The organism is Streptomyces sp. NPDC012637, assembly GCF_042954805.1.
Classification (GTDB): domain Bacteria; phylum Actinomycetota; class Actinomycetes; order Streptomycetales; family Streptomycetaceae; genus Streptomyces.
On record NZ_JBIBDS010000003.1, the window covers coordinates 50,915 to 77,271 of the forward strand.

17 protein-coding genes and 3 tRNA genes are annotated in these 26,357 nt (G+C 72.5%); 13 read left to right on the plus strand and 7 right to left on the minus strand.

Annotated elements, in window-relative coordinates; genetic code table 11:
- Positions 1-45 precede the first annotated feature (45 nt).
- From ACFY8W_RS13265 to ACFY8W_RS13285, 5 genes are all read left to right on the plus strand, one after another.
- Entirely contained in the window at positions 46-3,582 is a 3,537-nt protein-coding gene (locus ACFY8W_RS13265; RefSeq protein ID WP_391104031.1) for an NB-ARC domain-containing protein, read from the plus strand.
- 70 nt (positions 3,583-3,652) lie between these two features.
- On the plus strand, positions 3,653-4,999 hold the full coding sequence (locus ACFY8W_RS13270; protein WP_391104034.1) for a deoxyguanosinetriphosphate triphosphohydrolase: 1,347 nt from the start codon (positions 3,653-3,655) through the stop codon (positions 4,997-4,999).
- 213 nt (positions 5,000-5,212) lie between these two features.
- Positions 5,213-6,475: an FAD-dependent oxidoreductase gene (locus ACFY8W_RS13275; protein WP_391104037.1), complete on the plus strand. Its 1,263-nt coding sequence runs from the start codon at positions 5,213-5,215 to the stop codon at positions 6,473-6,475.
- A gap of 86 nt (positions 6,476-6,561) precedes the next feature.
- Complete coding sequence (gene dnaG / locus ACFY8W_RS13280) at positions 6,562-8,481, plus strand: DNA primase (protein ID WP_391104040.1); 1,920 nt, start codon at positions 6,562-6,564, stop codon at positions 8,479-8,481.
- A gap of 171 nt (positions 8,482-8,652) precedes the next feature.
- Positions 8,653-9,678 (plus strand): sigma-70 family RNA polymerase sigma factor, encoded by a 1,026-nt coding sequence (locus ACFY8W_RS13285; RefSeq protein WP_391105506.1) that lies wholly within the window; start codon positions 8,653-8,655, stop codon positions 9,676-9,678.
- Between the two features lie 4 nt (positions 9,679-9,682).
- Here ACFY8W_RS13285 and ACFY8W_RS13290 read toward each other — a convergent pair whose 3' ends face one another.
- The 4 genes from ACFY8W_RS13290 to ACFY8W_RS13305 all read right to left on the minus strand — a co-directional run bounded on the left by ACFY8W_RS13290 (position 9,683) and on the right by ACFY8W_RS13305 (position 15,189).
- Entirely contained in the window at positions 9,683-11,611 is a 1,929-nt protein-coding gene (locus ACFY8W_RS13290; RefSeq protein WP_391104043.1) for an ABC transporter transmembrane domain-containing protein, read from the minus strand.
- Positions 11,611-13,344 (minus strand): ABC transporter transmembrane domain-containing protein, encoded by a 1,734-nt coding sequence (locus tag ACFY8W_RS13295; protein WP_391104046.1) that lies wholly within the window; start codon positions 13,342-13,344, stop codon positions 11,611-11,613. Before ACFY8W_RS13295 ends, ACFY8W_RS13290 begins: the two co-directional genes overlap by 1 nt.
- Before the next feature lie 99 nt (positions 13,345-13,443).
- On the minus strand, positions 13,444-14,883 hold the full coding sequence (locus tag ACFY8W_RS13300; protein ID WP_391104049.1) for an FGGY family carbohydrate kinase: 1,440 nt from the start codon (positions 14,881-14,883) through the stop codon (positions 13,444-13,446).
- Positions 14,884-14,904: 21 nt separating this feature from the next.
- Positions 14,905-15,189, minus strand: coding sequence for a YtxH domain-containing protein (locus ACFY8W_RS13305; protein ID WP_391104052.1), 285 nt, complete (start codon positions 15,187-15,189; stop codon positions 14,905-14,907).
- Positions 15,190-15,324: 135 nt separating this feature from the next.
- Here ACFY8W_RS13305 and ACFY8W_RS13310 point away from each other — a divergent pair.
- From ACFY8W_RS13310 to ACFY8W_RS13325, 4 genes are all read left to right on the plus strand, one after another.
- A tRNA-Asn gene (locus ACFY8W_RS13310) sits at positions 15,325-15,397 on the plus strand.
- 5 nt (positions 15,398-15,402) lie between these two features.
- Positions 15,403-15,478 (plus strand) — tRNA-Asn (locus tag ACFY8W_RS13315).
- 163 nt (positions 15,479-15,641) lie between these two features.
- Positions 15,642-15,718: transfer RNA gene (locus tag ACFY8W_RS13320), tRNA-Ile, on the plus strand.
- 129 nt (positions 15,719-15,847) lie between these two features.
- A complete protein-coding gene (locus tag ACFY8W_RS13325) occupies positions 15,848-16,321 on the plus strand; it encodes a hypothetical protein (protein ID WP_391104055.1) in 474 nt (157 codons plus the stop codon).
- Between the two features lie 90 nt (positions 16,322-16,411).
- Here ACFY8W_RS13325 and ACFY8W_RS13330 read toward each other — a convergent pair whose 3' ends face one another.
- The 3 genes from ACFY8W_RS13330 to ACFY8W_RS13340 all read right to left on the minus strand — a co-directional run bounded on the left by ACFY8W_RS13330 (position 16,412) and on the right by ACFY8W_RS13340 (position 20,154).
- Complete coding sequence (locus ACFY8W_RS13330) at positions 16,412-17,017, minus strand: HAD-IA family hydrolase (protein WP_391104058.1); 606 nt, start codon at positions 17,015-17,017, stop codon at positions 16,412-16,414.
- A gap of 371 nt (positions 17,018-17,388) precedes the next feature.
- Positions 17,389-19,443, minus strand: coding sequence for a phosphocholine-specific phospholipase C (locus ACFY8W_RS13335; RefSeq protein ID WP_391104061.1), 2,055 nt, complete (start codon positions 19,441-19,443; stop codon positions 17,389-17,391).
- A gap of 294 nt (positions 19,444-19,737) precedes the next feature.
- Complete coding sequence (locus tag ACFY8W_RS13340) at positions 19,738-20,154, minus strand: Ohr family peroxiredoxin (protein WP_391104064.1); 417 nt, start codon at positions 20,152-20,154, stop codon at positions 19,738-19,740.
- Between the two features lie 124 nt (positions 20,155-20,278).
- Between ACFY8W_RS13340 and ACFY8W_RS13345 the strand changes: the two genes are divergently transcribed.
- The 4 genes from ACFY8W_RS13345 (at position 20,279) to ACFY8W_RS13360 (ending at position 26,331) form a co-directional block, all read left to right on the plus strand.
- Positions 20,279-20,794 carry a MarR family transcriptional regulator gene (locus ACFY8W_RS13345; protein WP_391104066.1) on the plus strand — a complete coding sequence of 172 codons (516 nt, stop codon included), beginning with the start codon at positions 20,279-20,281 and terminating at the stop codon, positions 20,792-20,794.
- Between the two features lie 41 nt (positions 20,795-20,835).
- A complete protein-coding gene (locus tag ACFY8W_RS13350) occupies positions 20,836-21,294 on the plus strand; it encodes a GNAT family N-acetyltransferase (protein ID WP_391104069.1) in 459 nt (152 codons plus the stop codon).
- A complete protein-coding gene (locus tag ACFY8W_RS13355) occupies positions 21,291-22,553 on the plus strand; it encodes an MFS transporter (RefSeq protein ID WP_391104072.1) in 1,263 nt (420 codons plus the stop codon). The genes ACFY8W_RS13350 and ACFY8W_RS13355 overlap by 4 nt, the downstream gene beginning before the upstream one ends.
- Positions 22,554-22,677: 124 nt before the next feature.
- On the plus strand, positions 22,678-26,331 hold the full coding sequence (locus ACFY8W_RS13360; RefSeq protein ID WP_391104075.1) for a S8 family serine peptidase: 3,654 nt from the start codon (positions 22,678-22,680) through the stop codon (positions 26,329-26,331).
- Positions 26,332-26,357 lie beyond the last annotated feature (26 nt).

Sequence of the window (26,357 nt, forward strand, 5' to 3'; positions counted from 1 at the left end):
CCGGCACCTGACTATCGTCGGGCGATCGGGACAAGGGGGTGACCAGTGCGGGGTGTCGTCAAGGGCGTGTCGCTGGCCGGAACCGCCGCGGTCGTGGCCGTGTTGGCCTCGCTGGCGGCCAACGCCGCCACGTCCGAGGACCGTTGGCCCGGCGTGCTGGACCGGATCCGGCAGCAGCCGTGGTGGTGGGTGGCCGGCCTCGCCGCCGTCGCCGTCCTCGGGGCCGTCGTCACGGCCTGGCGGCAGGAGGGGGGCGCCGCGGTGGCGGGCGACCCGCCCCTGCCGTCCCCGCCGGCCGTCCCCGACTGGGTGGTCGACCGCGCCGAACGGGCCCGCACGGTCAAGGCGGTGTGCCGGGGCCGCACGGTCGCCATCACCACCTCCCTGGAGGGCGCGGGCGGCTTCGGCAAGACCGTCCTCGCCCGGGCCGTGGCGGCGAGTCCCCGCGTCCGCAGGCGCTTCCGCGGCCGCATCTACACCGTCACGATCGGCCGCGACGTCCGCGGCCGGGCCGCCATCGCCGCGAAGGTCGCCGAGGCCACCCGTTTCATCACCGGCGACACCACCGCCTTCGACGACCCCGGGCTCGCGGGCGAACACCTCGGCCGTCTCCTCGACCAGCGGCCCCGTACCCTGCTGCTCCTCGACGACGTGTGGGAGGCCGAACAGCTCGAACCCTTCCTGCGCGGCGGGGCCCGATGCGTCCGGCTCGTCACCACGCGTGTCCCCGGCGCCCTGCCGAACGGCACGGAACGGGTCCGCGTCGACGAGATGTCACCCGACCAGGCCCGTGCCGTCCTCACCTGGGAACTGCCCGAACTCCCCGAGACCGTCGTACGGGACCTGCTGGAGGCCACCGGCCGCTGGGCGCTCCTGCTGCGCCTCACCAACCGACTGATCGTCCGCCGGATCGCCACCGGCAGCGATCCCGCCGAGGCCGCGGCGGAGACCCTGCGCGGTCTCGCCGCGCACGGCCCGGCCTCGGTCGACTCCGACCCGGCGGCGCTCGACCTGGACGACCCGGTCCGCCGCGCCCAGGCCGTACGGGCCACGGTGGAGGCGGCCCGGACGCTGCTCCCGGCCGGCGGCGACCGGCGCCTCGCGGAGCTCGCCGTCTTCGCCGAGGACGAGTCCGTCCCCGTCCCGCTGATCGCCCGCCTCTGGGCGGCCACCGACGGCCTCGACGAGGCGGGAACGCGCTCCCTGTGCGGTGAACTCGACCGGCTGTCCCTGGTCTCGCTCACGCCCGGCCACGGCGGCCGGCTCACCCTCCACGACGTGCTCCGCGACTACCTGTACAAGGAGTTGGGCGAGCCGGACGCGACCGCCCTGCACGGCACGCTCGCCGACGCGGCGGGCCCCGTCCCCTGGGAGCCGCCGGAGGACTCCCGCGGCTACCTCCTCGACCACGCCGTCGAGCACCTGCTCGCCGCCGGACGGACGGAGGACGCCGAGCGCGTCGCGAGCCATCCGACCTGGATCGAGACCCGACTGCACCAGCGCGGTCCCATGGCGCCCTGGGCGGACCTGGCCGCCGTCCCCACCGACACGGCGGCGCGCATGGCCGACGACCTCACCCGCACCGCCCACCTCCTCGCTCCCACCGACCCGCCCGAACTCCTGACGAACGTCCTGCACAGCCGCCTGGAGCCGCTGCCGCTGTGGCGGGACCGGATCATCAGCCGCCGGACGGACCCGGAGATCGCCGCCCGGCCCCGGCTCCTCGACCGCCGCACGCCGCCCGACCTGCCCGAACCGGCCCTGCTGCGCACCTTCCACGGTCACGCCGGCCCGGTGTGGTCCGTGGCGGTCGCGGCCGACGGCTCGCTCGTCACCGTCGGTGCGGAGGGCATGGCCCGGGGCCTCGACCCGGACAGCGGCGGCAGGCTGACGGTGGACGTCCGCGGCCCCGGCCGCTTCCGGGCGCTCGCGATGTCCCACGACGGCACCTGGCTCGCCACGGGCGGGCCCGGCCGCACCGTCCAGCTCTGGTCGACGCACCGGGGCACCCGGCCGAGACTCACCCTCGGGCCGGTCGGGGCACGCGGCGCGTCGGTCCGGGCCCTGGCGGTCTCCCGCGCCTTCGGCGACGGGGCCGCCCGCGTCGCGACCGTCGCCACGGACGGCACCCTGGAGGTCTGGCACGCCGGCACGAGGCAGCGTCTCGCCTCGGTGTCCCCGTGGCGGGGCGACGAGCCCCGTTGCGTGATGTTCGCCCCGAACGGCGAATGGATCGCCGTCGGCGGCAGCCGGGGCGGCGTCGTGCCGCTCTCCGCGGACCTCGCCCGCGACGAGGCGCGCATCGCCACCATCGGCCCCCTCGTGAACGCCCTCGCCGTCGCGCCCGGCGGCGGATGGACGGTCTCCGCCGAAGCGAACGGCACGCTGCAGATCTGGGACGGGACGCCGCACGGCGACCGGCGGCGGATCGAGGCACACAGCGGCCCCGCCACCGCCGTGGCCGTGGCACCGGACGGCACGTGGCTGGTGAGCGGGGGAGAGGACGGGACCGTCGCGGTCTGGGACCGGTGGACGCTCGCCTGCCGTGCCCGCTACAGGGCTCACACCGGCCGGGTGAACGCCGTGACCGTCACGCCCGACGGCGGCCGGCTGATCAGCGCGGGGGAGGACGGCACGGTCAAGGTCTGGGCCGCCGACGGACCCGAGCGGCTCGGGTCCGTCGACGGCGAGGGCATGCGGAAGGTCACCGTCGTCGACGGCGGTGACCGGCTGGCCGTCGTGCACCGCGACGGACGGACCCGGCTCTGCGACCCGGTCGGCGGCGCCTGGAGCAGTCCCCTGTCCTCACGGATCGGGGACGACTACACGGGGCCGGTCGCCTTCGCCCCGTACGGCAGCCGGTACGCCGTCGGCCACCTGTACCGGGTGGAGGGCAGGAGCACGGACCGGCCGTCGGGCGTGGGGCACGCCGTCTTCAGGCTCGGCCACGCCGTCACGGCGCAGGCCCTCGCCGTCGCCGCCCACGGCACCTGGATCGCCGTCGCCGACTCCCAGGGCGCCCTCCAGCTGTGGCACGACGCCACGCAACGGCGCACCGCCGTCCTGTCCGGCCCCGCGGGCGGCGGCCCGGCGCACGACGTCGTGATCGCACCCGACGAGAGCTGGCTGGCCGTGCTGTGCCACCGGCCGCGGCCGGGTCCGGCGGACGTCGAGTCGCTGGTGCGGGTGCTCCGGCTCGTACCGGGCGGGCGGTCGTCCGGCCGCCCGGTCGACTTCCGGTACGACGGGCGTCTCACCGCCTTCGCCGCCACCCCCGACAGCACCCGGCTCGTCACCGTCGCCACCACCGGAACGGTGAGCTTCTGGGACCCCCGCACCGGCACCGAGCTCTCCTCCTTCACCGACCCCGACGGCGCCGTCCACGACCTCTCCGTCTCCCCGGACGGCAAATGGATCGCCACCGCCGGCGCCATGCTCCGCGTCTGGGACGCCGCCACCGGCCGTACCGTCGCCGGTGTCCGCGCCGAGACGCCGCTGAGCTCCTGCGCCTGGCTGCCCGACAGCCGGGGTCTCGTCGCGGTCGGCGAACGCGGCCTGTACTCCCACGAGTTCCGGCCGTGATCCGGGGCCCGCGGCATGCCCGGGCCGCGTCCTTGCCGCACTTGTCCGTCCCGCCCGTTACCTTCGGTGCATGGAAGGCATCACGGATCCCAAGGACAACGCCGACAGCGACAGCAACGACGACGGCAGCGCCACCGGCACCCCCGGCTACGACTCCGACGCCACCGCGCGCTGGGCCGCCGAGCCCGACAAACGGCCCGGGCGGACCGCCTTCCAGCGCGACCGGGCGCGCGTCCTGCACTCCGCCGCGCTGCGCAGGCTCGCCGGGAAGACGCAGGTCGTCACTCCCGGCACCCGCGGCCACGCGTGGGACGCCAGTCCCCGCACCCGGCTCACCCACTCCCTCGAGTGCGCCCAGGTCGGTCGCGAGCTCGGTGCCGCGCTCGGCTGCGATCCCGACCTCGTCGAAGCGGCCTGCCTCGCCCACGACATGGGGCACCCGCCGTTCGGGCACAACGGCGAGCAGGCGCTCAACGACGTCGCCAAGGACTGCGGCGGCTTCGAGGGCAACGCCCAGTCGCTGCGCCTGCTGACCCGGATCGAGCCCAAGAGGTTCATCGCCGACCCCGTCACCGGCGAGCCGCTCAGCGTCGGGCTCAACCTCACCCGCGCCGCCCTCGACGCCGCCACCAAGTACCCGTGGACCCGCGGCGGCCACCCCACCGACCCCGGGTCGAACAAGTTCGGCGTGTACGAGGACGACCTGCCCGTCTTCGAGTGGATCAGGGCCGGCGCGCCCGCCCACCGCAAGTGTTTCGAGGCCCAGGTCATGGACTGGTCCGACGACGTGGCGTACTCGGTGCACGACTTCGAGGACGGCCTGCACGCCGGCCACATCGACCCCGACGTGCTGCTGGCCGAGTCCGAGCGCGCCGACATCTGGGCGGTCGCCCTCGGCCGCTACGTACCGGAGGACACCGACCCGCAGGAGCTCGCCGACGCCCTCGACCGGCTCGTCGCCCAGGACTGGTGGCCGCACGGCTACGACGGCTCGGCCGTCGCCCAGGCCCGTCTGAAGGACGCGACCAGCCAGCTCATCGGCCGCTTCTGCCTGGCCGCCGAGGGCGCCACCCGCCAGGCCTACGGCTCCGGGCGCCTCACCCGCTACGGCGCCGAGCTGGTCGTCCCGCGCGAGACGCGCAACGAATGCGCCGTCCTCAAGGCCGTCGCCGACCGTTACGTCATGCAGCGCGCCGAGCAGGAGGCCCTGCGCGCCGACCAGCGGATCGTCGTCGCCGAGCTGGCCGAGGCGCTCGTCGCGCAGGCGCCCGAAGGGCTCGAACCCCAGTTCAGGGCGATGTTCGTCAGCGCGCCCGACGACCGTTCCCGCAAGCGGGTGATCGTCGACCAGATCGCCTCCCTCACCGACGCCTCCGCCCGCGCCCTCCACGCCCGTCTGCGCACACCTCGTCGCTAGGCCCTGTCGTCACACTCCCGCCTGCCCTCCGGGCGGCGACGGGAGTCCGACGACAGGACCCAGCCGGGACCACGGGGCCGTTCGCCCTCTTTCGTCATCCGGGCCGGTGCGGGACCCTCGCATGCACGTCCCGGAGGCGTCCCGAGGCGGAACGGCCCCGGCCGGGCCCGGGGGCGTAGCGTAGGGAACCGGTCGCAACGAGGAGGAATCAACGTGGTCGACGCAGATCAGACCTTTGTCATCGTCGGCGGTGGCCTGGCCGGGGCCAAGGCGGCGGAGACGCTGCGTGCGGAGGGGTTCAACGGCCGGGTGATCCTCATCGGCGACGAACGCGACCACCCCTACGAACGCCCGCCGCTGTCCAAGGGCTACCTCCTCGACAAGGAGACGCGGGACTCCGTCTCCGTCCACGAGCCCGCCTGGTACGCCCAGCACGACGTCGAGCTGCACCTCGGCCAGACCGTCACCGCGATCGACCGCGCCGCCCGCACGGTCCGCCTCGGCGACGGCACCGTCATCCGCTACGACAAGCTGCTCCTCGCCACCGGCGCCGAGCCGCGCCGCCTCGACGTGCCCGGCACCACCCTCGCCGGCGTCCACCACCTGCGCCGGCTCGCCCACTCCGAGCGGCTCCGCGACGAGCTGCGGGCCCTCGGCCGTGACAACGGCCACCTGGTGATCGCGGGCGCCGGCTGGATCGGCCTCGAGGTCGCCGCCGCGGCCCGTACGTACGGCGCCGAGGTCACCGTGATCGAGACCGACCCCACGCCGCTGCACCGGGTCCTCGGCCCCGAACTCGGCCAGCTCTTCGCCGACCTGCACAGCGAACACGGCGTCCGCTTCCACTTCGGCGCCCGGCTCACCGAGATCACCGGGCAGGACGGCATGGTCCTCGCGGTCCGCACCGACGACGGGGAGGAGCACCCGGCCCACGCCGTCCTCATCGCCATCGGCGCCGCCCCGCGCACCGCCCTCGCCGAGAACGCGGGGCTCGCGCTCGTCGACCGCGCCGACGGCGGCGGCGTCGCCGTCGACGAGTCGCTCTGCTCCTCCGACCCCGACATCTTCGCGGCGGGCGACGTCGCCGCCCACCACCACCCGTTCCTGCAGCGCCGCATCCGCGTCGAGCACTGGGCCAACGCCCTCAACGGCGGCCCCGCCGCCGCCCGCGCGATGCTCGGCGAGTCCGTGTCCTACGACCGCGTCCCGTACTTCTTCTCCGACCAGTACGACCTCGGCATGGAGTACTCGGGCTGGGCGCCGCCCGGCTCGTACGACCAGGTCGTGGTGCGCGGCGACGCCGGGAAGCGCGAGTTCATCGCCTTCTGGCTCAAGGAGGGCCGGGTGATCGCCGGCATGAACGTGAACGTGTGGGACGTCACAGACCCGATCCAGAAGCTCATCCGCTCCCGGGCGCGGGTGGACACCGAGGCCCTGGCGGACCCGTCCGTACCGCTGGAGGGCCTCATCCCCTAGGAGGTGGCCCGCCGATCGTGCCGGGGCCGCGGCGCCCGGCGCGATCGGCGAGCCACCCCCGGTCCGCGGCCCCGTAGAATTCCTGCGTGGCAGGCAGGATCAACGATGACGACGTGAAGGCGGTACGGGACGCGGTCCCGATCGACGCCGTCGTGTCCGAGTACCTCCAGCTCCGCAACGCCGGCGGCGGGAACCTCAAGGGACTCTGCCCCTTCCACGACGAGAAGTCGCCCTCCTTCCAGGTCAGCCCCAGCAAGGGACTCTTCCACTGCTTCGGCTGCCAGGAGGGCGGCGACACCATCGCCTTCGTGATGAAGATCGACCACCTCTCCTTCTCCGAGACGGTCGAGCGCCTCGCCGCCAAGGCGGGCATCACCCTGCGGTACGAGGAGGGCGGCTACAACCCCGGCCACCAGCGCGGCGAACGCACCCGCCTGGTCGAGGCCCACCAGATCGCCGCCCAGTACTACGCCGACCAACTCGGCTCCGCCGAGGCCGAGATCGGCCGCAAGTTCCTCGCCGAGCGCGGCTTCGACCAGGCCGCCGCCGAGCACTTCGGCGTCGGCTACTCCCCGGCCGGCTGGGACCACCTCACCCGCTTCCTGCGCGGCAAGGGCTTCACCGACCGCGAGCTGATCCTCTCCGGCCTCTCCCAGGACGGCCGCCGCGGCCCCATCGACCGCTTCCGCGGCCGGCTGATGTGGCCGATCAAGGACGTCGGCGGCGACGTCGTCGGCTTCGGCGCCCGCAAGCTCCGCGACGACGACAACGGGCCCAAGTACCTCAACACGCCCGAGACCCCGATCTACAAGAAGTCCCAGGTGCTCTACGGCATCGACCTGGCCAAGAAGGACATCGCCAAGGTCAGCCGCGCCGTCGTCGTCGAGGGCTACACCGACGTCATGGCCTGCCACCTGGCCGGCGTCACCACCGCCATCGCCACCTGCGGCACCGCCTTCGGCGGCGAGCACATCAAGATCCTGCGCCGGCTCCTCATGGACAACGGCTCGGCCCGCGTGATCTTCACCTTCGACGGCGACGCCGCCGGCCAGAAGGCCGCGCTGCGCGCCTTCGAGGACGACCAGAAGTTCGCCGCCGAGACCTACATCGCCATCGCGCCCGACGGCATGGACCCCTGCGAGCTGCGCCTCGCCAAGGGCGACGAGGCCGTCGCCGACCTCGTCCAGCCGCGCACGCCCCTCTTCGAGTTCGCGCTGCGCCAGATCGTGAGCCGCTACGACCTGGAGATCCCCTCCGGCCGGGCCGCCGCGCTCGACGAGGCCGCGCCGATCGTCGCCCGGATCAAGAACGTCGCCTCGCAGCACGAGGTCGCCGTCCAGCTCGCCGGCATGCTCGGCATCCTCGACACCCAGTTCGTGGTCCGCCGGGTCGCCCAGATCGCCCGCTGGCAGCGCGACCGCGGCGGCAAGGACCAGGGCCCGGGGCAGGGCCGGGGACCGTCGCGGGACGGCGGCCGGCCGCAGCGCGGGTACGGAGAGGTCCAGGCGCCCGCCGCCCAGGCCGGACCGGCGCTCAACCTGCGCAGCCCCGCCCACCGCACCGAGCGCGAGCTGCTCAAGCTCGCCCTCCAGCGCCCCGAACTCGTCTCCCCGGCCTTCGACGCGTACGGCGTCGACGAGTTCACCGCCCCGCCCTACGCGGCCGTCCGCCAGTGCGTCCAGGACGCCGGAGGCGCCACCGACGCCCCGCCCGACTACCTGGACGCGGTCCGCGAGGCCGCGCCCGACGACACCGTCCGCGCCCTCGTCACCGAACTCGCCGTCGAGGCGATCTTCGCCAAGACCATCGACGAGGTCTACGCCGGCGCCCAGCTCGTCCAGGTCCGCCTGCGCGCCGTCGACCGCCGCATCCGCGACGTCCAGGGCACCCTCGCCCGGCTCGGCGCCCACGGCGACCCCGCCCAGGTCGCCGCCGTCCAGAACGAGCTGTGGGTGCTCACCCAGTACGGGCAGTCACTGCGCACCCACGGCGCCGCGGCACTCTGACGTTCGGTCACCTGCCGAACTCAAAAAGTCACCGCACGCCCCTCGTGGCGGCGATGTGTCGTACCCCACACTGGGTCACGGTGCCGTCCCGCTGCCCTACGCCCCCGAACCGGCAGCGATCACCCGCCCTGGAGGTCGCCCCCCGTGCAGACCCAGACCCAGACCCTCGCCGTGTCCGAGCCCTCTCCGGTGGAGCTGGTGGCCGTGGAGCAGGAAACGGAAGCCGAACCCGAAGCGGAGCCGGCGGTCCCGGCCCAGCGCCGCCGCGTCGACCTCGGCGGGAACGGGCCCTCCTCCGACCTCTTCCGGCAGTACCTGCGCGAGATAGGCCGCGTGCCGCTGCTCACCGCGGAGGAGGAGGTCGAGCTCGCCCGCCGGGTCGAGGCCGGGCTCTTCGCCGAGGAGAAACTCGCCAACACCCCCGATCTGGACTCCCGGCTGGCGCTCGACCTGGACCGGCTCGTGGTCCTCGGCCGGATCGCCAAGCGCCGGCTCATCGAGGCCAACCTGCGGCTCGTCGTCTCCGTCGCCAAGCGCTACGTGGGCCGCGGCCTGACCATGCTCGACCTGGTCCAGGAGGGCAACCTCGGCCTCATCAGGGCCGTGGAGAAGTTCGACTACGCGCGCGGCTACAAGTTCTCCACGTACGCGACCTGGTGGATCCGCCAGGCGATGTCCCGGGCCCTCGCCGACCAGGCCCGGACCATCCGCGTGCCCGTGCACGTCGTCGAACTCATCAACCGCGTCGTCCGCGTCCAGCGCCGGATGCTCCAGGAACGCGGCTACGAGCCCACCGCCGACGAGGTCGCCGCCCAGCTGGACCTGGCCCCCGAGCGGGTAGGCGAGGTCCTCCGCCTCGCCCAGGAACCCGTCTCCCTGCACGCCCCCGTCGGCGAGGAGGAGGACGTCGCCCTCGGCGACCTCATCGAGGACGGCGACGCCACGTCCCCCGTCGAGTCCGCCGCCTTCCTGCTGCTGCGCCAGCACCTGGAGGCCGTGCTCTCCACCCTCGGCGAGCGCGAACGCAAGGTCGTCCAGCTGCGCTACGGCCTCGACGACGGCAGGCCCCGCACCCTGGAGGAGATCGGACAGCTCTTCGGCGTGACACGCGAACGCATCCGCCAGATCGAGTCCAAGACCCTCAACAAGCTGCGGGACCACGCCTACGCGGACCAGCTGCGCGGCTATCTGGACTGAGGCGTCAGTCCACTTCGGCGACCGCCTGCGCGAACTGCGCCGCGTACAGCCGCGCGTAGGCGCCGCCCGAGGCCAGGAGTTCCCCGTGGGTGCCCTGTTCGACGATGGAGCCGTTCTCCATCACGAGGATCACGTCGGCGTCCCGGATGGTGGAGAGGCGGTGGGCGATCACGAAGGACGTGCGGCCGTGGGCGAGGCGGGCCATGGCCTTCTGGATGAGGACCTCGGTGCGGGTGTCGACCGAGCTGGTCGCCTCGTCGAGGACCAGGATCACCGGGTCGGACAGGAACGCCCGCGCGATGGTGATCAGCTGTTTCTCGCCCGCACTGACACCCGCGCCGTCGTCGTCGATGACGGTGTCGTAGCCGTCGGGGAGGGTGCGGATGAAGCGGTCGGCGTGGGCGGCCTTCGCCGCTTCCTCGATCTCCTCGCGGGTGACTTCGCGGGTGGCGCCGTAGGCGATGTTCTCGGCGATGGTGCCGCCGAAGAGCCAGGTGTCCTGGAGGACCATGCCGATGCCGGTGCGCAGGTCCTCCCGGGTCATCCTGGCGATGTCGACGCCGTCGAGGGTGATGCGGCCGTCGGTGACCTCGTAGAACCGCATGAGGAGGTTGACGAGCGTGGTCTTGCCGGCGCCGGTCGGGCCGACGATCGCGACCGTGTGGCCCGGCTCCACCGCGAGCGACAGGTCCTCGATCAGCGGCTTGTCCTCCTCGTAACGGAAGGAGACGTGCTCCAGGGCCACCCGGCCCTTCAGCTCGGTCGGCCGCTCGCTCACCGGCGCGTCCGGCTCCTGCTCCTCCGCGTCGAGCAGCTCGAAGATCCGCTCGGCGGAGGCGACGCCCGACTGCACCAGGTTCGCCATCGACGCGACCTGCGTCAGCGGCATCGAGAACTGCCGCGAGTACTGGATGAAGGCCTGCACGTCACCGATGGACAGGCTGCCGCTCGCCACCCGCAGACCGCCGACCACGGCCACGAGCACGTAGTTCAGGTTCGACACGAACAGCATCACCGGCTGCATGACGCCGCTGTTGAACTGGGCCTTGAACCCGGCCTCGTACAGCGCCTCGTTCTGCTCGTGGAAGTCCTCGGCGGACTCCCGCTGCCGCCCGAAGACCTTCACCAGCGCGTGACCGGTGTACATCTCCTCGACGTGCGCGTTGAGCTTGCCCGTGGACTTCCACTGCTGCACGAAGTGCGGCTGCGAGCGCTTGCCGATCCGCGTCGCCACGACCACCGACAGCGGCACCGTGACCAGCGCCACCAGGGCGAGCAGCGGCGAGATCCAGAACATCATCGCGAGCACGCCGACGATCGTGAGCAGCGAGTTGGTCAGCTGGCCCATCGACTGCTGGAGGGTCTGCGAGATGTTGTCGATGTCGTTGGTCGCCCGCGACAGCACCTCGCCGCGCTTGGCCTTGTCGAAGTACGACAGCGGCAGCCGCGCCAGCTTCGCCTGGACGTCCTCCCGCATCCGGTAGACCGTCCGGTTGATCACCTTGATCGACATACGGGTCGAGACCAGCATCAGCAGGCCCGCGAGCACGTACACGCCGAGCGCCAGGCCGAGCACCTCGCCGACCGCCGAGAAGTCGATGCCCTTGCCCGGGGTGAAGTCGACCCCGGACAGCATGTCCGCCATCCCGCCGTCGCCCTTGGCGCGCAGCCCCTCCAGGGCCTGCTCCTTGGTGGTGCCCGCGGGCAGCCGCCGGCCGACCACACCCGCGAAGACCAGGTCGGTCGCCTTGCCCAGGATCTTCGGCCCGACCACCGAGGCCGCCACCGACAGCACGCCGGCGACGAGCATCACCCACAGCGCGCCGCGCTCCGGCGCCAGCTGCTTCAGCAGCCGCTTGCCCGAGCCCTTGAAGTCCATCGACCTCGAGTCCGGCCCGCCGCCGGCCATCATTCGTCCGCCAGGACCGGCCATCAGGCAGCCTCCGCCTCGGTCAGCTGGGAGAGCACGATCTCCCGGTACGTCTCGTTCTCCGCCATCAGCTCGTGGTGCCGGCCGGTGCCGACGACCCTGCCCTCGTCGAGGACCACGATCCGGTCGGCGTCCCTGATCGTCGACACCCGCTGGGCGACGATGACCACGGTCGCGTCGGCCGTCTCCTCGGAGAGCGCGGCGCGCAGCAGGGCGTCCGTCTCGTAGTCGAGGGCGGAGAAGGAGTCGTCGAAGAGGTAGATCTCCGGCTTCTGCACCAGCGTGCGGGCGATCGCGAGACGCTGCCGCTGGCCGCCGGACACGTTCGTGCCGCCCTGGGCGATGGGCGCGTCGAGCCCGCCCTCCAGCTTGCTCACGAAGTCCTTGGCCTGGGCCACCTCCAGGGCGTGCCACAGCTCCTCGTCGGTCGCGTCCGGCTTCCCGTACCGCAGGTTCGTCGCCACCGTCCCGGAGAACAGGTACGGCTTCTGCGGGACCAGCCCGACCGTCCGCGCCATCAGCTCCGTGTCGAGCTTCCGCACGTCCACGCCGTCGACCAGGACCTCTCCGCCGGTCACGTCGAACAGCCGCGGCACCAGACCGAGCAGCGTCGACTTGCCGGAGCCCGTCGAACCGATGATCGCGGTGGTCTCGCCCGGCCGGGCGACCAGCTCGACCTCCCGCAGCACCGACTCCTCCGCGCCCGGGTACCGGAAGTCCGCGCTCCTGACCTCCAGATGCCCGCGCCGGTCCAGGGCGCGCACCGGCTCGGCCGGCGGCACCACGCTGGAGTCGGTCGCCAGGACCTCCTCGATGCGCTCGGCACACACCTCGGCCCGCGGCACCATCATGAACATGAAGGTGGCCATCATCACGGCCATCACGATCTGCATCAGATACGCGAGGAAGGCCGTGAGCGCGCCGATCTCCATGGCGCCGCTGTCGATGCGGTGCGCGCCGAACCACACGACGGCGATCGACGACACGTTCACGACCGTCATCACGGTCGGGAACATCAGCGCCATCAGCCGCCCGGTGGACATCGACACGTCGGTCAGCTCGGTGTTCGACCCCTTGAACCGCTCGCGCTCGTAGCCGTCGCGCACGAAGGCACGGATCACCCGGTTGCCGGTGATCTGCTCGCGCAGCACCCGGTTCACCGTGTCGAGCCGCTCCTGCATGGTCCGGAACAGCGGCCGCATCCTCCGGACGATCAGCGAGACCGCGATGCCGAGCACCGGCACCACCGCGATCAGCACCGCCGACAGCGGCACGTCCTGGCCCAGCGCCATCACGATGCCGCCGACGCACATGATCGGCGCGGAGACCATCAGGGTGAACGCCATCAGGGCCAGCATCTGGACCTGCTGCACGTCGTTGGTCGTCCGGGTGATCAGCGACGGCGCGCCGAAGTGCCCGACCTCCCGGGCGGAGAAGGACTGCACCCGGTCGAAGACGGCGGCCCGCACGTCCCGCCCGAGCGCGGCCGCGGTCCGCGCGCCGTAGTACACGGCCCCGATGTTGCAGACCACCTGGACCAGGGACACGCCGATCATCAGCGCGCCGAACCGCAGGATGTAGCCGGCGTCCCCGTTCACGACACCGTTGTCGATGATGTCGGCGTTGAGCGTCGGCAGGTAGAGGGTGGCGCTGGTCTGCAGCAGCTGCAGCAGCACCAGCAGGGCGATGGGTTTGCTGTACGGCCGGAGGAAGGTTCGGAGAAGTCTTATGAGCACGGGTCCTACTATCGCCCGCGCTCCCGAGACGTTACGACTCGTTTTGCCGCCGGGCGGCGAGCCCTGGCGAAGTCTTTACGAAACGGCCCCGGCTCGGAATCAGGCGCCGAACGCACCCGGGTGGATCTGCTCCCTCGTCGCCGTGTACTGCTGCCGTACGGCCTGCCCCACGGCGAGCTCCTCGCCCGCCTCGAAGACCTGGGCCGCGGCCCCCTGCCAGGCCGGCGGGGTGGCCGGGGACAGCGTGCCCTGCGAGACCCCGAGGGCCCACGCGGCCTGCCGGGCGGCACCGAGCGCCGCGTAGTCGGCCGGCTGGGGCACGACGACCTGGGCGCCGAACAGCGCGGGCGCCATGGCCTGCACGGCGGGCAGCCCGGCGGCCGCGCCGAGCAGGAACACCCGACGCACCTCGACACCCCGCCCGCGCAGCACGTCCATCGCGTCGGCGAGCGAGCACAGCATGCCCTCGAAGGAGGCCCGGGCCAGGTGCGCGGGCTTCATCGACTCGCGGCGCAGTCCGGCGAGGGTGCCGGCGGTGTGCGGGAGGTGCGGGGTCCGCTCGCCCTCCAGGTACGGCAGCAGGACGAGGCCGGAGGCCCCGGGCGTCGACTCGAGCGCGAGCGCGGACAGCTCGTCCAGCGACTCCACGCCCAGCATCTCGGCCGTGCCGCGCAGCGCCCGTACCGCGTTCGACGTGTGGACGACGGGAAGGTGCATGCCGGCGGCGTCGGCGAACGAGGTGATCATGCCGTTCGGGTCGGCCAGGGCCTCGTGGTGGACGGCCATGACGGACCCCGACGCACCGAGGGAGACGACGGCGTCACCGAGGCCGAGCCCGAGGCCGAGGGCGGCGGCCATCGTCTCTCCGGTCCCGGCGGAGATCAGCAGCCCCTCCGGAGTGGTCCCGGCGGCCTCGGCCGGACCGAGCACCTCGGGCAGCGCGGCCTGGTGTCCCAGGGCGAGTTCGACGAGATCGGGCCGGTAGGCCCCGTTCCGCGCGGACCAGTAGCCGGTGCCGGAGGCGGCGCCGCGGTCGGTGGTGCGGCGCGCGGGACGGCCGAGGAGCTGCCAGACCAGCCAGTCGTGCGGCTGGAGGACCGTCGCGACGCGCTGGGCGTGCTCGGGCTCGGTCCGGGCGAGCCAGCGCAGCTTGGCGACGGGAAGCCCGGCGGCCGGCACGGTCCCGACGGCCTCGGCCCACGCCTGCCGCCCGCCCAGCCCTTCGACCAGATCGGCGGCGGCGACCTGCGCCCGCTTGTCGTTCCCGACCATCGCGGGCCGCACGAGGCCGCCCTGCGCGTCGAGGGGCACGAGCCCGTGCCCCTGCGCGGAGACACCGATCGCCTGCACGCCTTCGAGCAGCCCACCGGTCGCGGCGTCGCCGAGGGAGAGCAGCCAGGCCTGCGGGTCGACGTCGGCGGCCTTGGGCTCCAGGGGATGCGGGGCATGCCCCTGGCGCAGCACGGCACCCGTCTCGCTGTCACAGACGACGATGCGCGTGGAGTCGGAAGAACTGTCCAGACCGGCGACTATCCCCATGGCACATGATTCTGCCGTACGTCAGGTGTTGCTGGTGCCCCAGTCGTCGTCCTCGTACTGCGCGGCCTGGCCGTTGTGACTCACCCGCGCCCGGATCCTCTGCGCCTGCTCACCGGCGGCGTGGAACGCCTTCCCGGCCGCCTGCCGACCGGTCTGCGCGGCGGACTCGGCCGCGTTGCGCACCGCCGGGTTCTCGGCGACCTGCTTGGCCGACTTCTTCATCCGCTCGTACGCCTCGCGCCCGGCCCTCGTCCCGATCACGAAACCGAGGCCCAGTCCGGCGATGAACACCAGCTTGTACCGCACGCTGCGATCCTTCCCTGGAGGCCCTGGGGATACCGATTGGCGGAGCACCCCCCTGCTTGCGCTAATCTATGTCTCGCAGCGAGCGCCCGCCCCCCGGCAAGGCCGGAGGTAGGACCGTTCGTCGCAACGCAGCAATCCCCTGTAGCTCAATTGGCAGAGCAGCCGGCTGTTAACCGGCAGGTTACTGGTTCGAGTCCAGTCGGGGGAGCGCGATCCCCTGTAGCTCAATTGGCAGAGCATTCGGCTGTTAACCGGAGGGTTGCTGGTTCGAGTCCAGCCGGGGGAGCCACAAGGAAGAGGACCCTTCGGGGTCCTTTTTCGTTCCCCGGGGAACCACCTGTCCGCCCCTGGTGTCCTCTAGACCGAGCATGGCCGACCATCCGGAGCAGGAGATCGTATGAGCGGCTATGCTGCGGCAGACGGCGCGCACACTTGTACGCGCCGTGGTGTTCGGGGCGGTAGCTCAGCCGGTTAGAGCAGCGGACTCATAATCCGTCGGCCGTGGGTTCGAGTCCCACCCGCCCCACCACCGCCCGCAACCGCAGGAAGGTTCCTGCGGGGGCGGGCTTTTTCACGCTCTACGGTGCATCCGGGGTGCCCCGCATCACGGCAGCGACACGCGGGGGCTCACCCGTAGGAACGAAGGAAGCGGATGGCCGTGAAGTTCCCTGTGTCCCGCGTCGGTGCCGCTCTCGCGACCGCCGCCCTGACGGTGCTCGCCTCGACCGCTTGCGGGCCGAGCGGCCCCACCCATGCCACTCCGAAGGCCGTGCGGCACTCCGAGCTGGTCGGTCGCTGGGACGGGAACGAGGAGTGCGGCTCCCCGTTCCCGGTGATCCGGCTGCGTGACGATTACACCTTCTCCGCCAAGGACGTTCCGGTCGAGTGGGACGGCCCCGGGAGGGAGGTGACGCGTCGCTCGCTCGAAGGGAAGTGGCACGCGATCAACAAGGATCCCGGCCTGACGCCCTACCTGGTGCTCAAGTACGAGAACGAGAACCGGATCATGCCGTTCTTTCTGGACGGCGGAGAGCTCTGGGTGAGCGGGGACGTCCAGGCGGGCGGAGGGGATCCCTACATCCGCTCCTGTGAGTACAGGCGCACGTCTCCCGACCCCGAGTCCGGCCGATAGCGGTCCTTGATCCGGCCACGTCGTCACGCGACGGGGGCGACCGGCGGCGGGGGCGACCCGGAGGGTGCCGCACTCACCGTACGAGCGCGTTCACCGCTCCAGGAGTTCGTCCAGGGCGGCCCCCAGTTCCTCCGCGCCGGTGAAGTGGATCGCCATGATCCCCGCGGCATCGGCGCCGGCGACGTTGGCGGGTTTGTCGTCGATGAAGACGGCCTCGCCGGGAGAGCAGTCCACGAGATCCAGGGCCCGGTGGTAGGCGGCCGAATCGGGCTTGGCGGCCATCAGGAGGCCGGAGAACAGCAGGGCGTCGAAGCGGGAGGCGACCTCGGGGAGCACCTCCGGCAGCGCCTCCATGACCAGCAGGTCGTTGTTGGTGAGCAGGGCCGTGCGGTGCGGCGGGCGGAGCCCGTCCACCAGGGCCAGCATCCGCGGGTCGGGCTCGAAGGCGCTGCACCAGACCTGGTGGAGGGCCGGCAGGTCGCCGGGATAGCCCAGCTCCTCCCGCAGGGTGGCGTGGATCTCCGCAGGCGAGGCCAGGCCGAGGTCCCACCGGTCGACGAGGCCGGAGTCGTAGAGCGTTCTCTCCGCCTCCTCCGGGCTCACCCCGCACGCCGCGGCGAGGGTGGCCAGGCGTCGCTGTGGGTGGAACCGGCAGACCACGTCTCCGAGGTCGAAGAGGATCACCTTTGGCCGCATGGGCCGACGATACGTCCCGGCGCTGCTTCACGGCCGTGAGGTGGTACGTCGTGTCGACCCGGAAACCGCCCGCCGTGCTGCCCTTGATCTCCAGGAGGTACCGGCCCGGCGTCAGGGGCGCCATGCCCGCCCAGACGCCCCAGGCGAGGTGCATGCGGAGGTCCACCCGGAAGAGCGGGGCGGTGAACTCCCGGAGCGGGAGGGGGACGCCGTTGAGGTAGGCGGCCGCGCTCGACACGTCGAGCTTGAGCGGGACGCGGGAGTGGTGCCTTCGGCCCCCTGCCCGACGGTGTGCGTTCTCATGAGGACAGTTCAGCCCGGCCGCGGCGGGGCGGATGAGCACGCGTACTCGACCGCCCCGCCGCGCCTGCTCAGTACGTCAGGATCGCCGGGTCCGTCACGCCCGGAGCGCCCGTCTCCACGTGGCCCGCGAGGCGGCGGAGGTAGTCCGCGTTCGACGCGGACGTGATCGACACGTCGTACCAGCGGGCGGAGGCCGAGAGGGCGACCGTGTGCGTGGTCGTCGCGCCCTGGGGGACCGAGACGGTCGCGGGCGTGCCGCCGTAGGCGTTGGTGATCGTCACCGTCGTCGACGCGCCCGCGTTGGTGAAGGTCAGGTCCAGAGCGCCCGTCGTCGCGTTGTGGCGGGCCTTCACCTCCGGGACCGCCGTCTTGCCGGGGGAGCGGAAGCGGCGGAGGAAGCCGTTGGGGCCGTGGACCGTGAGGTCGGTGAGGCCCTTGCTGTACTTGGTGTTCCAGGTGTCCGAGAGGGACTTGGCGGCCTCGGCCGTGTACGTCCACGGGGCGTCCGTGCGGTTCGCGGACGTGACGTAGAACTGCGCGCCGGCCGTCGGGCCGCCGCTGAAGGTGAGGCGGAAGGTGCCGGCGGACGTGTCGGCGGCGCCGTCGACGTAGGGGGCGTAGGCCAGCGGACGGGTGGGCTTGGAGCCCGGTTCCTGGCGGGGCATGGTGCCGACGGCCGGGGCGGTGGCCAGGAAGTCCGGGTGGCGGTTGCGGTCCGGCGGGTAGTAGCCGTCCGTCGGGGGCAGCGCGGCCGGCGCGGTCTGGGTGCGCGTGAAGTCGAAGGCCGAGGTCAGGTCGCCGCACACGGCCCGCCGCCACGGCGAGATCTGCGGCTCGCGCACGCCGAAGCGGTTCTCCATGAAGCGGAGGATCGACGTGTGGTCGAAGGTCTCGGAGCAGGTGTAGCCGCCGGTCGACCAGGGCGAGACGACGATCATGGGGACGCGCGGTCCCAGGCCGTACGGCCCGGCGACGTAGCCGGTCTTCCCCGGGAAGTAGTCGAGCGTGGTCGGGGTCGTCGAGAGGCCCTGGGCGGCGGAGCCCGGGGCGTACGGCGGGACCACGTGGTCGAAGAAGCCGTCGTTCTCGTCGTACGTGATGAACAGGGCGGTACGGGCCCACACGTCCGGGTTCGAGGTCAGCGCGTCCAGGACCTGCGCGATGTACCAGGCGCCGAAGTTGGAGGGCCAGTTGGCGTGCTCCGAGAAGGCCTCGGGCGCCGCGATCCAGGAGACCTGGGGCAGCGTGCCGGCCTGCACGTCCGCGCGCAGCCGGTCGAAGTAGCCTTCGCCGTTCTTGTTGTCCGTGCCCGTGCGGGCCTTGTCGTAGAGCGGGTTGCCGGGCTGGGCGTTGCGGTAGGTGTTGAAGTAGAGGAGCGAGTTGTCGCCGTAGTTGCCGCGGAAGGCGTCGTTGATCCAGCCCCACGAGCCGGCGGCGTTCAGGCCGTCGCCGATGTCCTGGTAGACCTTCCAGGAGATCCCGGCCGCCTCCAGGCGCTCGGGGTAGGTCTTCCAGCCGTAGCCCGCCTCGGCGTTGTTGAGGACGGGGCCGCCGCCCGTGCCGTCGTTGCCGGTGTGACCGGTCCACATGTAGTAGCGGTTGGGGTCGGTCGCGCCGATGAACGAGCAGTGGTAGGCGTCGCAGACGGTGAAGGCGTCGGCGAGGGCGTAGTGGAAGGGGATGTCCTCACGGGTGAGGTACGCCATGGTGGCCTTGGTCTTGGCGGGGATCCACTGGTCGTACTTGCCGCCGTTGTAGGCCTTCTGGCCGCCCGCCCAGTCGTGGTTCAGGCCCTGGAGGTACTCCATGCCGAGGTTGTCGCTGGTGGGCCGGAAGGGGAGGGTGATCTTGTTGCCGTCCGACTGGTTCCAGACCGACTTGCCGCTGGGCAGCGTGACCGGGCGCGGGTCGCCGAAGCCCCGTACGCCCTTCATCGCACCGAAATAGTGGTCGAAGGAACGATTCTCCTGCATCAGGACGACGATGTGCTCGATGTCCTGGATCGTGCCGGTCGTGCCCTGCGCGGGTATGGACGCGGCGCGGGCGATGCTGTCCGACAGCATGGTGAACGCGGCGGTACCGCCCGCCAGTTGCAGGAACCGGCGGCGATTGAGGTCGGCCATGGGGGAGTAGTCCTCCGGGATGCGAGCGGACGGGTGGGTGCGGGTGCGTGGCCGGCGGGGCCGGCGGCGAGCGCCCCAAGGAGAGCGCTCGCGAACCACCGCCCGGCGGCCGTCCCATGACTGCCCGTCGTACGCGAGGCGAATCCCCGGTGCCCCAACGTGAAAATCCACCATGGCCGAACGTGAGTACTCACAAGCGAACGCCCCCCACCGGCGAGAGCCGGTGAGGGGCGGACGATTGTCAACAGAAGTCCACTGCCGCGGCGGGGTGTTGCCCGGCCGGGATCCGACGGGTCACTCGACGACGAGCTCGACGTGGATGTTGCCGCGGGTGGCCTTCGAGTACGGGCAGAAGGCGTGGGTCTTCTCCAGCAGGGTGCGGCCCGCCTCGCCCTGGAGGTGGTCCGGGAACTCGGCGCGCATCACGACCGCGAGGCCGAAGCCGCCGTCGGCCGCGTCCTTGCCGATGGAGACCTCGGCGGTGACGGAGGCCTCGGAGACGTCGATCTTCTCCTGGCGGGCCACCACGCCCATGGCGCTCGCGAAGCAGGCCGCGTACCCGGCGGCGAAGAGCTGCTCGGGGTTGGTGCCCTGGCCGTTGCCGCCGAGGGCCACGGGGTGCGCGAGGGGGAGGTCGAGGTGGCCGTCGGAGCTGACGGCGCGGCCCTCGCGGCCGTTGGCGGTGGCGACTGCGGTGTAGATCGCGTCCATGGGGTTCTTCCGTTCCTCTTCGCGGGGGCGGGGTGGCGGGTGCTGCCGTGCTTCATTTGTAGCGTGCCATTAAGTTGTACACAACTTAATTGGGTGTGATGCGCGTCTCCCGTACCCTGGAGCCATGGACCGACCCACCGGCACCGGCGAGGACTTCCTCCGGCTGGACAACCAGATCTGCTTCTCCCTGCACGCCGCCACCCGCGCCTTCAACGGCGTCTACCGCGGCGCGCTCAAGGAGCTCGGCCTCACCTATCCGCAGTACCTGGTGATGCTGGTGCTCTGGGAGGACGGCGAGCTGCCCGTCAAGGGCATCGGTGAACGGCTCCGGCTCGACTCCGGCACCCTGTCGCCGCTGCTCAAGCGGCTGGAGGCGGCCGGCTACGTCGAGCGCCGGCGCAGCCCCGAGGACGAGCGTTCCGTCACCGTCCGCGTCACCGGCGACGGCGCCGCGCTCCGGGAGAAGGCCCTCGGCGTGCCGCGCGGGATCGCCACCGCGACGGGCCTCGACCTGGCCGAGATCCAGGAGCTGCGGGACCGGCTGCACGCCCTGGCCGCACGGCTCGACGCCGTCGACCCGGACGACGTGGCGCAGTGCGTCGGTGCGGGGCTGGGTGCGCCGACCCCGGCCGACATCTAAATGTAAGGACTGGTTCAGCGCTACGGTCCTATACTCACGGCATGCCCGACATCACCCTGCGGCGCGCCACCGCCGCCGACTCCAAGCGGCTCACCCGGCTCGTCCGCACGTCCTCCGCGTACGCGGGCGAGTACGCGTCCATGGTCGACGGCTACCAGGTCGGCGGCTCGTACATCGAGCACCACCCCGTCCACGTCGCCGTCGACGCCGACGGCCACGTGCTCGGCTTCTACGCCCTCCTCCTCGACGAGGCCGAGCTCGACCTCGCCTTCGTCGCCGACCGCGCCCAGGGTCTCGGCATCGGCCGGATGCTCATCGAGCACATGATCGGCGAGGGCCGCGCCGCCGGCCTCGACTCGGTACGGGTCGTCGCCCACCCGCCCGCCGAGGAGTTCTACCTCCGCACCGGCGCCCGCCGCACCGGGACCGTCCGCCCCGCCGGACGCATCCACTGGGCCCGCCCGGAACTGCGCTACGACCTCACGGCCGACGCCGCGTGAGCGCCCCGGCCGCCTCCGACACCGAGCCCGCGAAGCGCCGGCTCCTCGCCGACCTGACCCCGCTCCGCACCTCCGCCGACTACCGCCGCCTCTGGTTCGGCAACAGCGTCACCTGGATCGGGCAGGGCATGACGACCCTCGCCATCTCCCTCCAGGTCTACGACATCACCCGCTCGCCGTTCGCCGTCGGTCTCGTCGGACTCTTCACCCTCGTCCCGCTGGTCGTCTTCGGCCTGTACGGCGGGGCCATCGCCGACACCGTCGACCGCCGCAAGCTCGGCCTGGCCAGCTCCACCGGCCTCGCGGTGCTGTCCGCCGCCCTGGCCGTCGCCGCGTTCGCCGGCTTCCACCAGGTCTGGTTCCTCTACGGGATCGTCGCCCTGCAGGCGGTCTGCGCCGCGCTCAACGCGCCCGCCCGCAGCTCGATGATCCCGCGCCTGCTGCCCGCCGAGCAGCTGCGCGCCGCCAACGCGCTCAACTCCATGACCACCACCTTCGGCACGCTCGTCGGACCCAGCCTCGGCGGCGTCGTCGTCGGCCTGGCCGGCTACCAGACCGCTTACCTCATCGACGCGATCGCCTTCTCCGCCTCCCTCTACGCGATGTGGCGGCTGCCCTCGATGCTGCCGGAACGCACCGGCACCAAGCGCGCCTCCGTCCTCGACGGGCTGCGCTTCCTCGCCACCCGCCCCAATCTGCGCATGACGTTCTTCTCCGACTTCTGCGCGATGATCCTGGCCCACCCGCGGGCACTGTTCCCGGCCGTCGCCGCGCTCTGGTACGGCGGCGACGCCAAGACCACCGGACTCCTGGTCGCCGCACCGGCGTTCGGCGCGCTGCTCGGCGGGGTGCTCTCCGGCTGGCAGGGCCGGATCCGCCACCACGGGCAGGCGATCCTGCTCTCCGTCGCCGCCTGGGGCACCGCGATCGCCCTCTTCGGGCTCACCCGGAACCTCTGGCTCGGGCTGCTGCTGCTCGCCCTCGCCGGCTACTCCGACACCGTCTCGATGATCTTCCGGAACACGATGATGCAGGTCGCGGCGCCCGACGACATGCGCGGCCGGCTCCAGGGCGTGTTCATCGTCGTCGTCGCCGGCGGCCCGCGGCTCGGCGACTTCCTGGCGGGCTCGGTGGCCGACCTCACCTCGCCGGCCGTCGCCATCACCGGCGGCGGACTCGCCTGCGTCCTCGCGATCGGCCTGCTCACCCTGTACGGGAAGGGTTTCCGTCGATATGACGCGCTCAACCCGACCGCCTGAGGCGGCGGTTGGCCGCCACGGCACATAACCGCCAGGCCGTTCCGTTCTCAACCACCGCCGTGCGGAACAGACTCCTCGCGACACCCGGAACCACCCCTTCCCCCGGGTGCCGAGGAGTGCGTCGATGATCAGACCTTCCGTGGGAGGAAGGGCCGGGCTGCTCGCCGCGGGCATCTCCCTGGTGCTGCTCTCGGCAGGGCAGACCGCCGCTGCCGGAGGAACCGCCGCCCCTGCCGTACCGGACACCTTCAAGGCCGCCGGGGCGCAGAGCTCCACCGTCACGCTCGTCACGGGCGACCGGGTCACGGTCTCCGGCCTCGAAGGCGGCGGGAAGACCGTCACCGTCGACCGCGCCGAGGGCGCGACCGGGGCCGTACGCATCGAGACGTCCGGGGACCGGATCACCGTCATACCCGACGAGGCCCGGCCCTACCTGGCGTCCGGCGCCCTGGACGAGCGGCTCTTCGACGTCACCGGCCTCGTCGGGCAGGGCCTCACCGACGAGCTGCCGCTGATCGTCACGTACGGCAAGGGCGCGCGCGCCGCCGTACCGCGCGGCACGCGGACCGTCCGCGCCCTGCCCAGCATCGGCGGCGCGGCGGTGAAGGCGACCGACCCGGCCGCGTTCTGGCGGTCGTTCACCTCGCCCGCCACCCGCTCCGCGGGCGGCAAGGTGTGGCTGGACGGCCGGGTCGAGGCCACCATGGCCCAGTCCAACGCCCAGATCGGCACGGCCAGGGCGTGGGAGGCCGGCCTCACCGGAAAGGGCGTCAAGGTCGCCGTGCTCGACACGGGCGCCGACCTCACCCACCCCGATCTCGTGGGCCGGGTCGCCGAGTCGAAGTCCTTCATCGAGGGGCAGGAGGTCGCCGACCGCAACGGCCACGGCACCCACGTCTCCTCCACCGTCGGTGGCAGCGGCGCCGGTTCGGACGGGCTGGAGAAGGGCGTCGCCCCCGGCGCGACCCTCGCCGTCGGCAAGGTCCTCAGCGACCAGGGCTCCGGCAGCGAGTCGCAGATCATCGCCGGCATGGAGTGGGCCGCCAAGGACGTCGACGCGAAGATCGTCTCGATGAGCCTCGGCTCCCAGGAGCCCAGCGACGGCACCGACCCCATGGCCCAGGCCGTGAACACCCTCTCCGCCGAGACCGGCGCCCTCTTCGTCATCGCCGCGGGCAACTCCGGCGCCCCCGGCTCCATCGGCTCGCCCGGCGCCGCCGACTCCGCGCTGACCATCGGCGCCGTCGACCCCGCCGACGAGGCCGCCTACTTCACCAGCAAGGGCCCCCGCCGTGGCGACCAGGCCCTCAAGCCCGACCTCTCGGCACCCGGCGTCGGCATCCTCGCCGCCCGCTCCCAGCTGGTCTCCGGCAGCGGCCTCTACACCTCCATGAGCGGCACGTCGATGGCGACCCCGCACGTCGCCGGCGTCGCCGCGCTGCTCGCCGAGAAGCACCCCGACTGGACCGGCGCGCAGCTCAAGAGCGCGCTGATGTCCTCGTCGAAGCCCCTCTCCGACCCGGCCTACGACCTCGGCGCCGGCCGGGTCGACGTGGCCGCCGCGATCACCGCGGACGTCACCGCCACCGGCTCCGCCGACCTCGGCTTCCACTCCTGGCCGTACGAGGCGAACGAGCCGGTCACCAGGACCGTCACGTACACCAACTCCTCCGACGCGCCGGTCGAGCTGGACCTCGCCGTCGAGGGCATGCCCGAGGGCACCGCCGCCCTCGCCGACACCGCCCTCACCGTCCCCGCCCACGGCACCGCGAGCACCACCGTCACCGGCGACGGCACGAAGGCGCCCGTCGGCACCAGCTCCGGCCGGATCACCGCCACCACGGGAGGCGCGCGGGTCGCGCACACCGCGCTCGGCATGGTCAAGGAGGAGGAGCGCTACACCCTCACCGTCCACGTCAAGAACCGCGACGGCGCCCCCGCGCCCGCGTACCTCGGCGTGCAGAAGCTGGCCGCCGGCGAAGACCCCTTCCCGGCCGCGGTCGGGGAGTCCGGCACGCTCGAACTGCGCCTGAAGCCCGGCACGTACAGCGTCGACACCTTCCTCGACGTGCGCGGCTCCAAGGGCGCGGACTCGCTCGGCCTCGGCTTCCTCACCGAGCCGGAGGTCGTCCTCGACCGCGACCGCGAGATCACCCTCGACGGGCGGCGGCTGCGCGAGATCCGCGCCGAGGTCGACAAGCGCACCGAGACCCGGCAGCTCCTGATGGAGTTCGACCGGGACGCCAACGGCGCCGAGTACGGCGGTGCGGTGATCGTGCCCGTCAGATACGACTCGGTGTTCGCCGCGCCCACCCGCAGGCCCGCCACCGGCACCTTCGAGTACCGCACCGTGTGGCGCCTCGGCGAGCCGGGCCTGGAGGTGCTCGCCGACGGCGCACGGCTGTCCGAAGTCGTCCGCCAGCCCGGCGCGGGCACGCTCGAGGGCCGCTCGCGGCTCGGCATCGTCGACGTCGGCACCGGGACCGCGGCCGAGTACGCGGGCAAGGACGTCAAGGGCAGGGCCGTCCTGGTCCGGGCCGGGGCGCCTTCGCCGGTCCAGGTCGCGCAGACCGCGCAGGACGCGGGCGCCGCGGTCCTGTTCGTCACCGACGACGCCCCCGGCCGGCTGAACGCCTGGTTCGGCACCGCCGACTACGAGGACCGGCCGCTGCCCGTCGCCACCGTCGACGCCGCCGACGGCGCCCGCCTGGCCGCGGCCGCCGCGCGCGGACAGCGCGTGGACCTGACCGGCAGGGCGTACCCCTCGTACGTGTACGACCTCTCCGAGGGCCACCCCGGCGCGATCCCGCCCGACGGACTCGTCTACCGGCCCGGCGACGACGAGATCGCCACGATCCGCGCCGCCTACCACATGCCCACCGCCCGGAAGGAACTCGGCGGCGAGTTCCGCTACTCGATCACCGACACCTTCCCGATCGGCCTCGGGTTCAAGGAGCGGATCGCCTTCCCGGCCGAGCGCACCGAGTACGTCTCCACCGGCACCGGCCAGCAGTGGCACGAGTCCGTCGACCTCGGCGACTCCCTGGAGCAGCGCGGCGGCCGGTCCGTGTACCGGGGCGGCAGCCGGGTCGCGAAGGACTGGTTCGAGCCGGTCTGGCACCCGTGGCTCGGCACCGGCCTCGGCTGGGGCCAGCAGCGCACCGGCAACGACCTGCGGTTCAACACGCCGGGCTGGGGCGACTCCGGCCCCGACCACACCGGCTTCGGCAACGTGTGGGGCGACGACTCGATGACCCAGTACACCGAGGTGTACGTCAACGGGACCCGCGTCGACCGCAGGACGAGCTCCGGTGCCTACGCCTGGGACGCGCCGGCCGAGGAGGCGGCGTACAAGGTCGTCACCGACACCGCGCTCGACCCGGCCCGCTGGCGGCTCGGCACCAAGGGCCACGCCGAGTGGACCTTCCGCTCCGCGGAGACCCCGTCCGACCGGGTCACCTACCTGCCCCTGATCAACCTCGGCTTCGACGTGGACACCGACCTCAGGGGCGACGTGCGGGCCGGCGGCCGGATCCCCGTCCGGATCCACGCCGAGTACGTGAAGGGCGCCGCGCACACCGGCACCATCGGCGGCGGCACCCTGGAGGTCTCGTACGACGAGGGCACGACCTGGCGCCCCGTCGCCCTGGACTCCCGGTGGCGCGGCGAGCTGCGGATCCCGGGCGGCGCGACGTCCGTCTCGCTGCGGGCTGGCGCGAGCGACGACCGGGGCGGCTGCGTCACCCAGGAGATCATCCGAGCGGTGGGCGTGAACTGACGGACGCTCCCGCCGAACGGGTCATC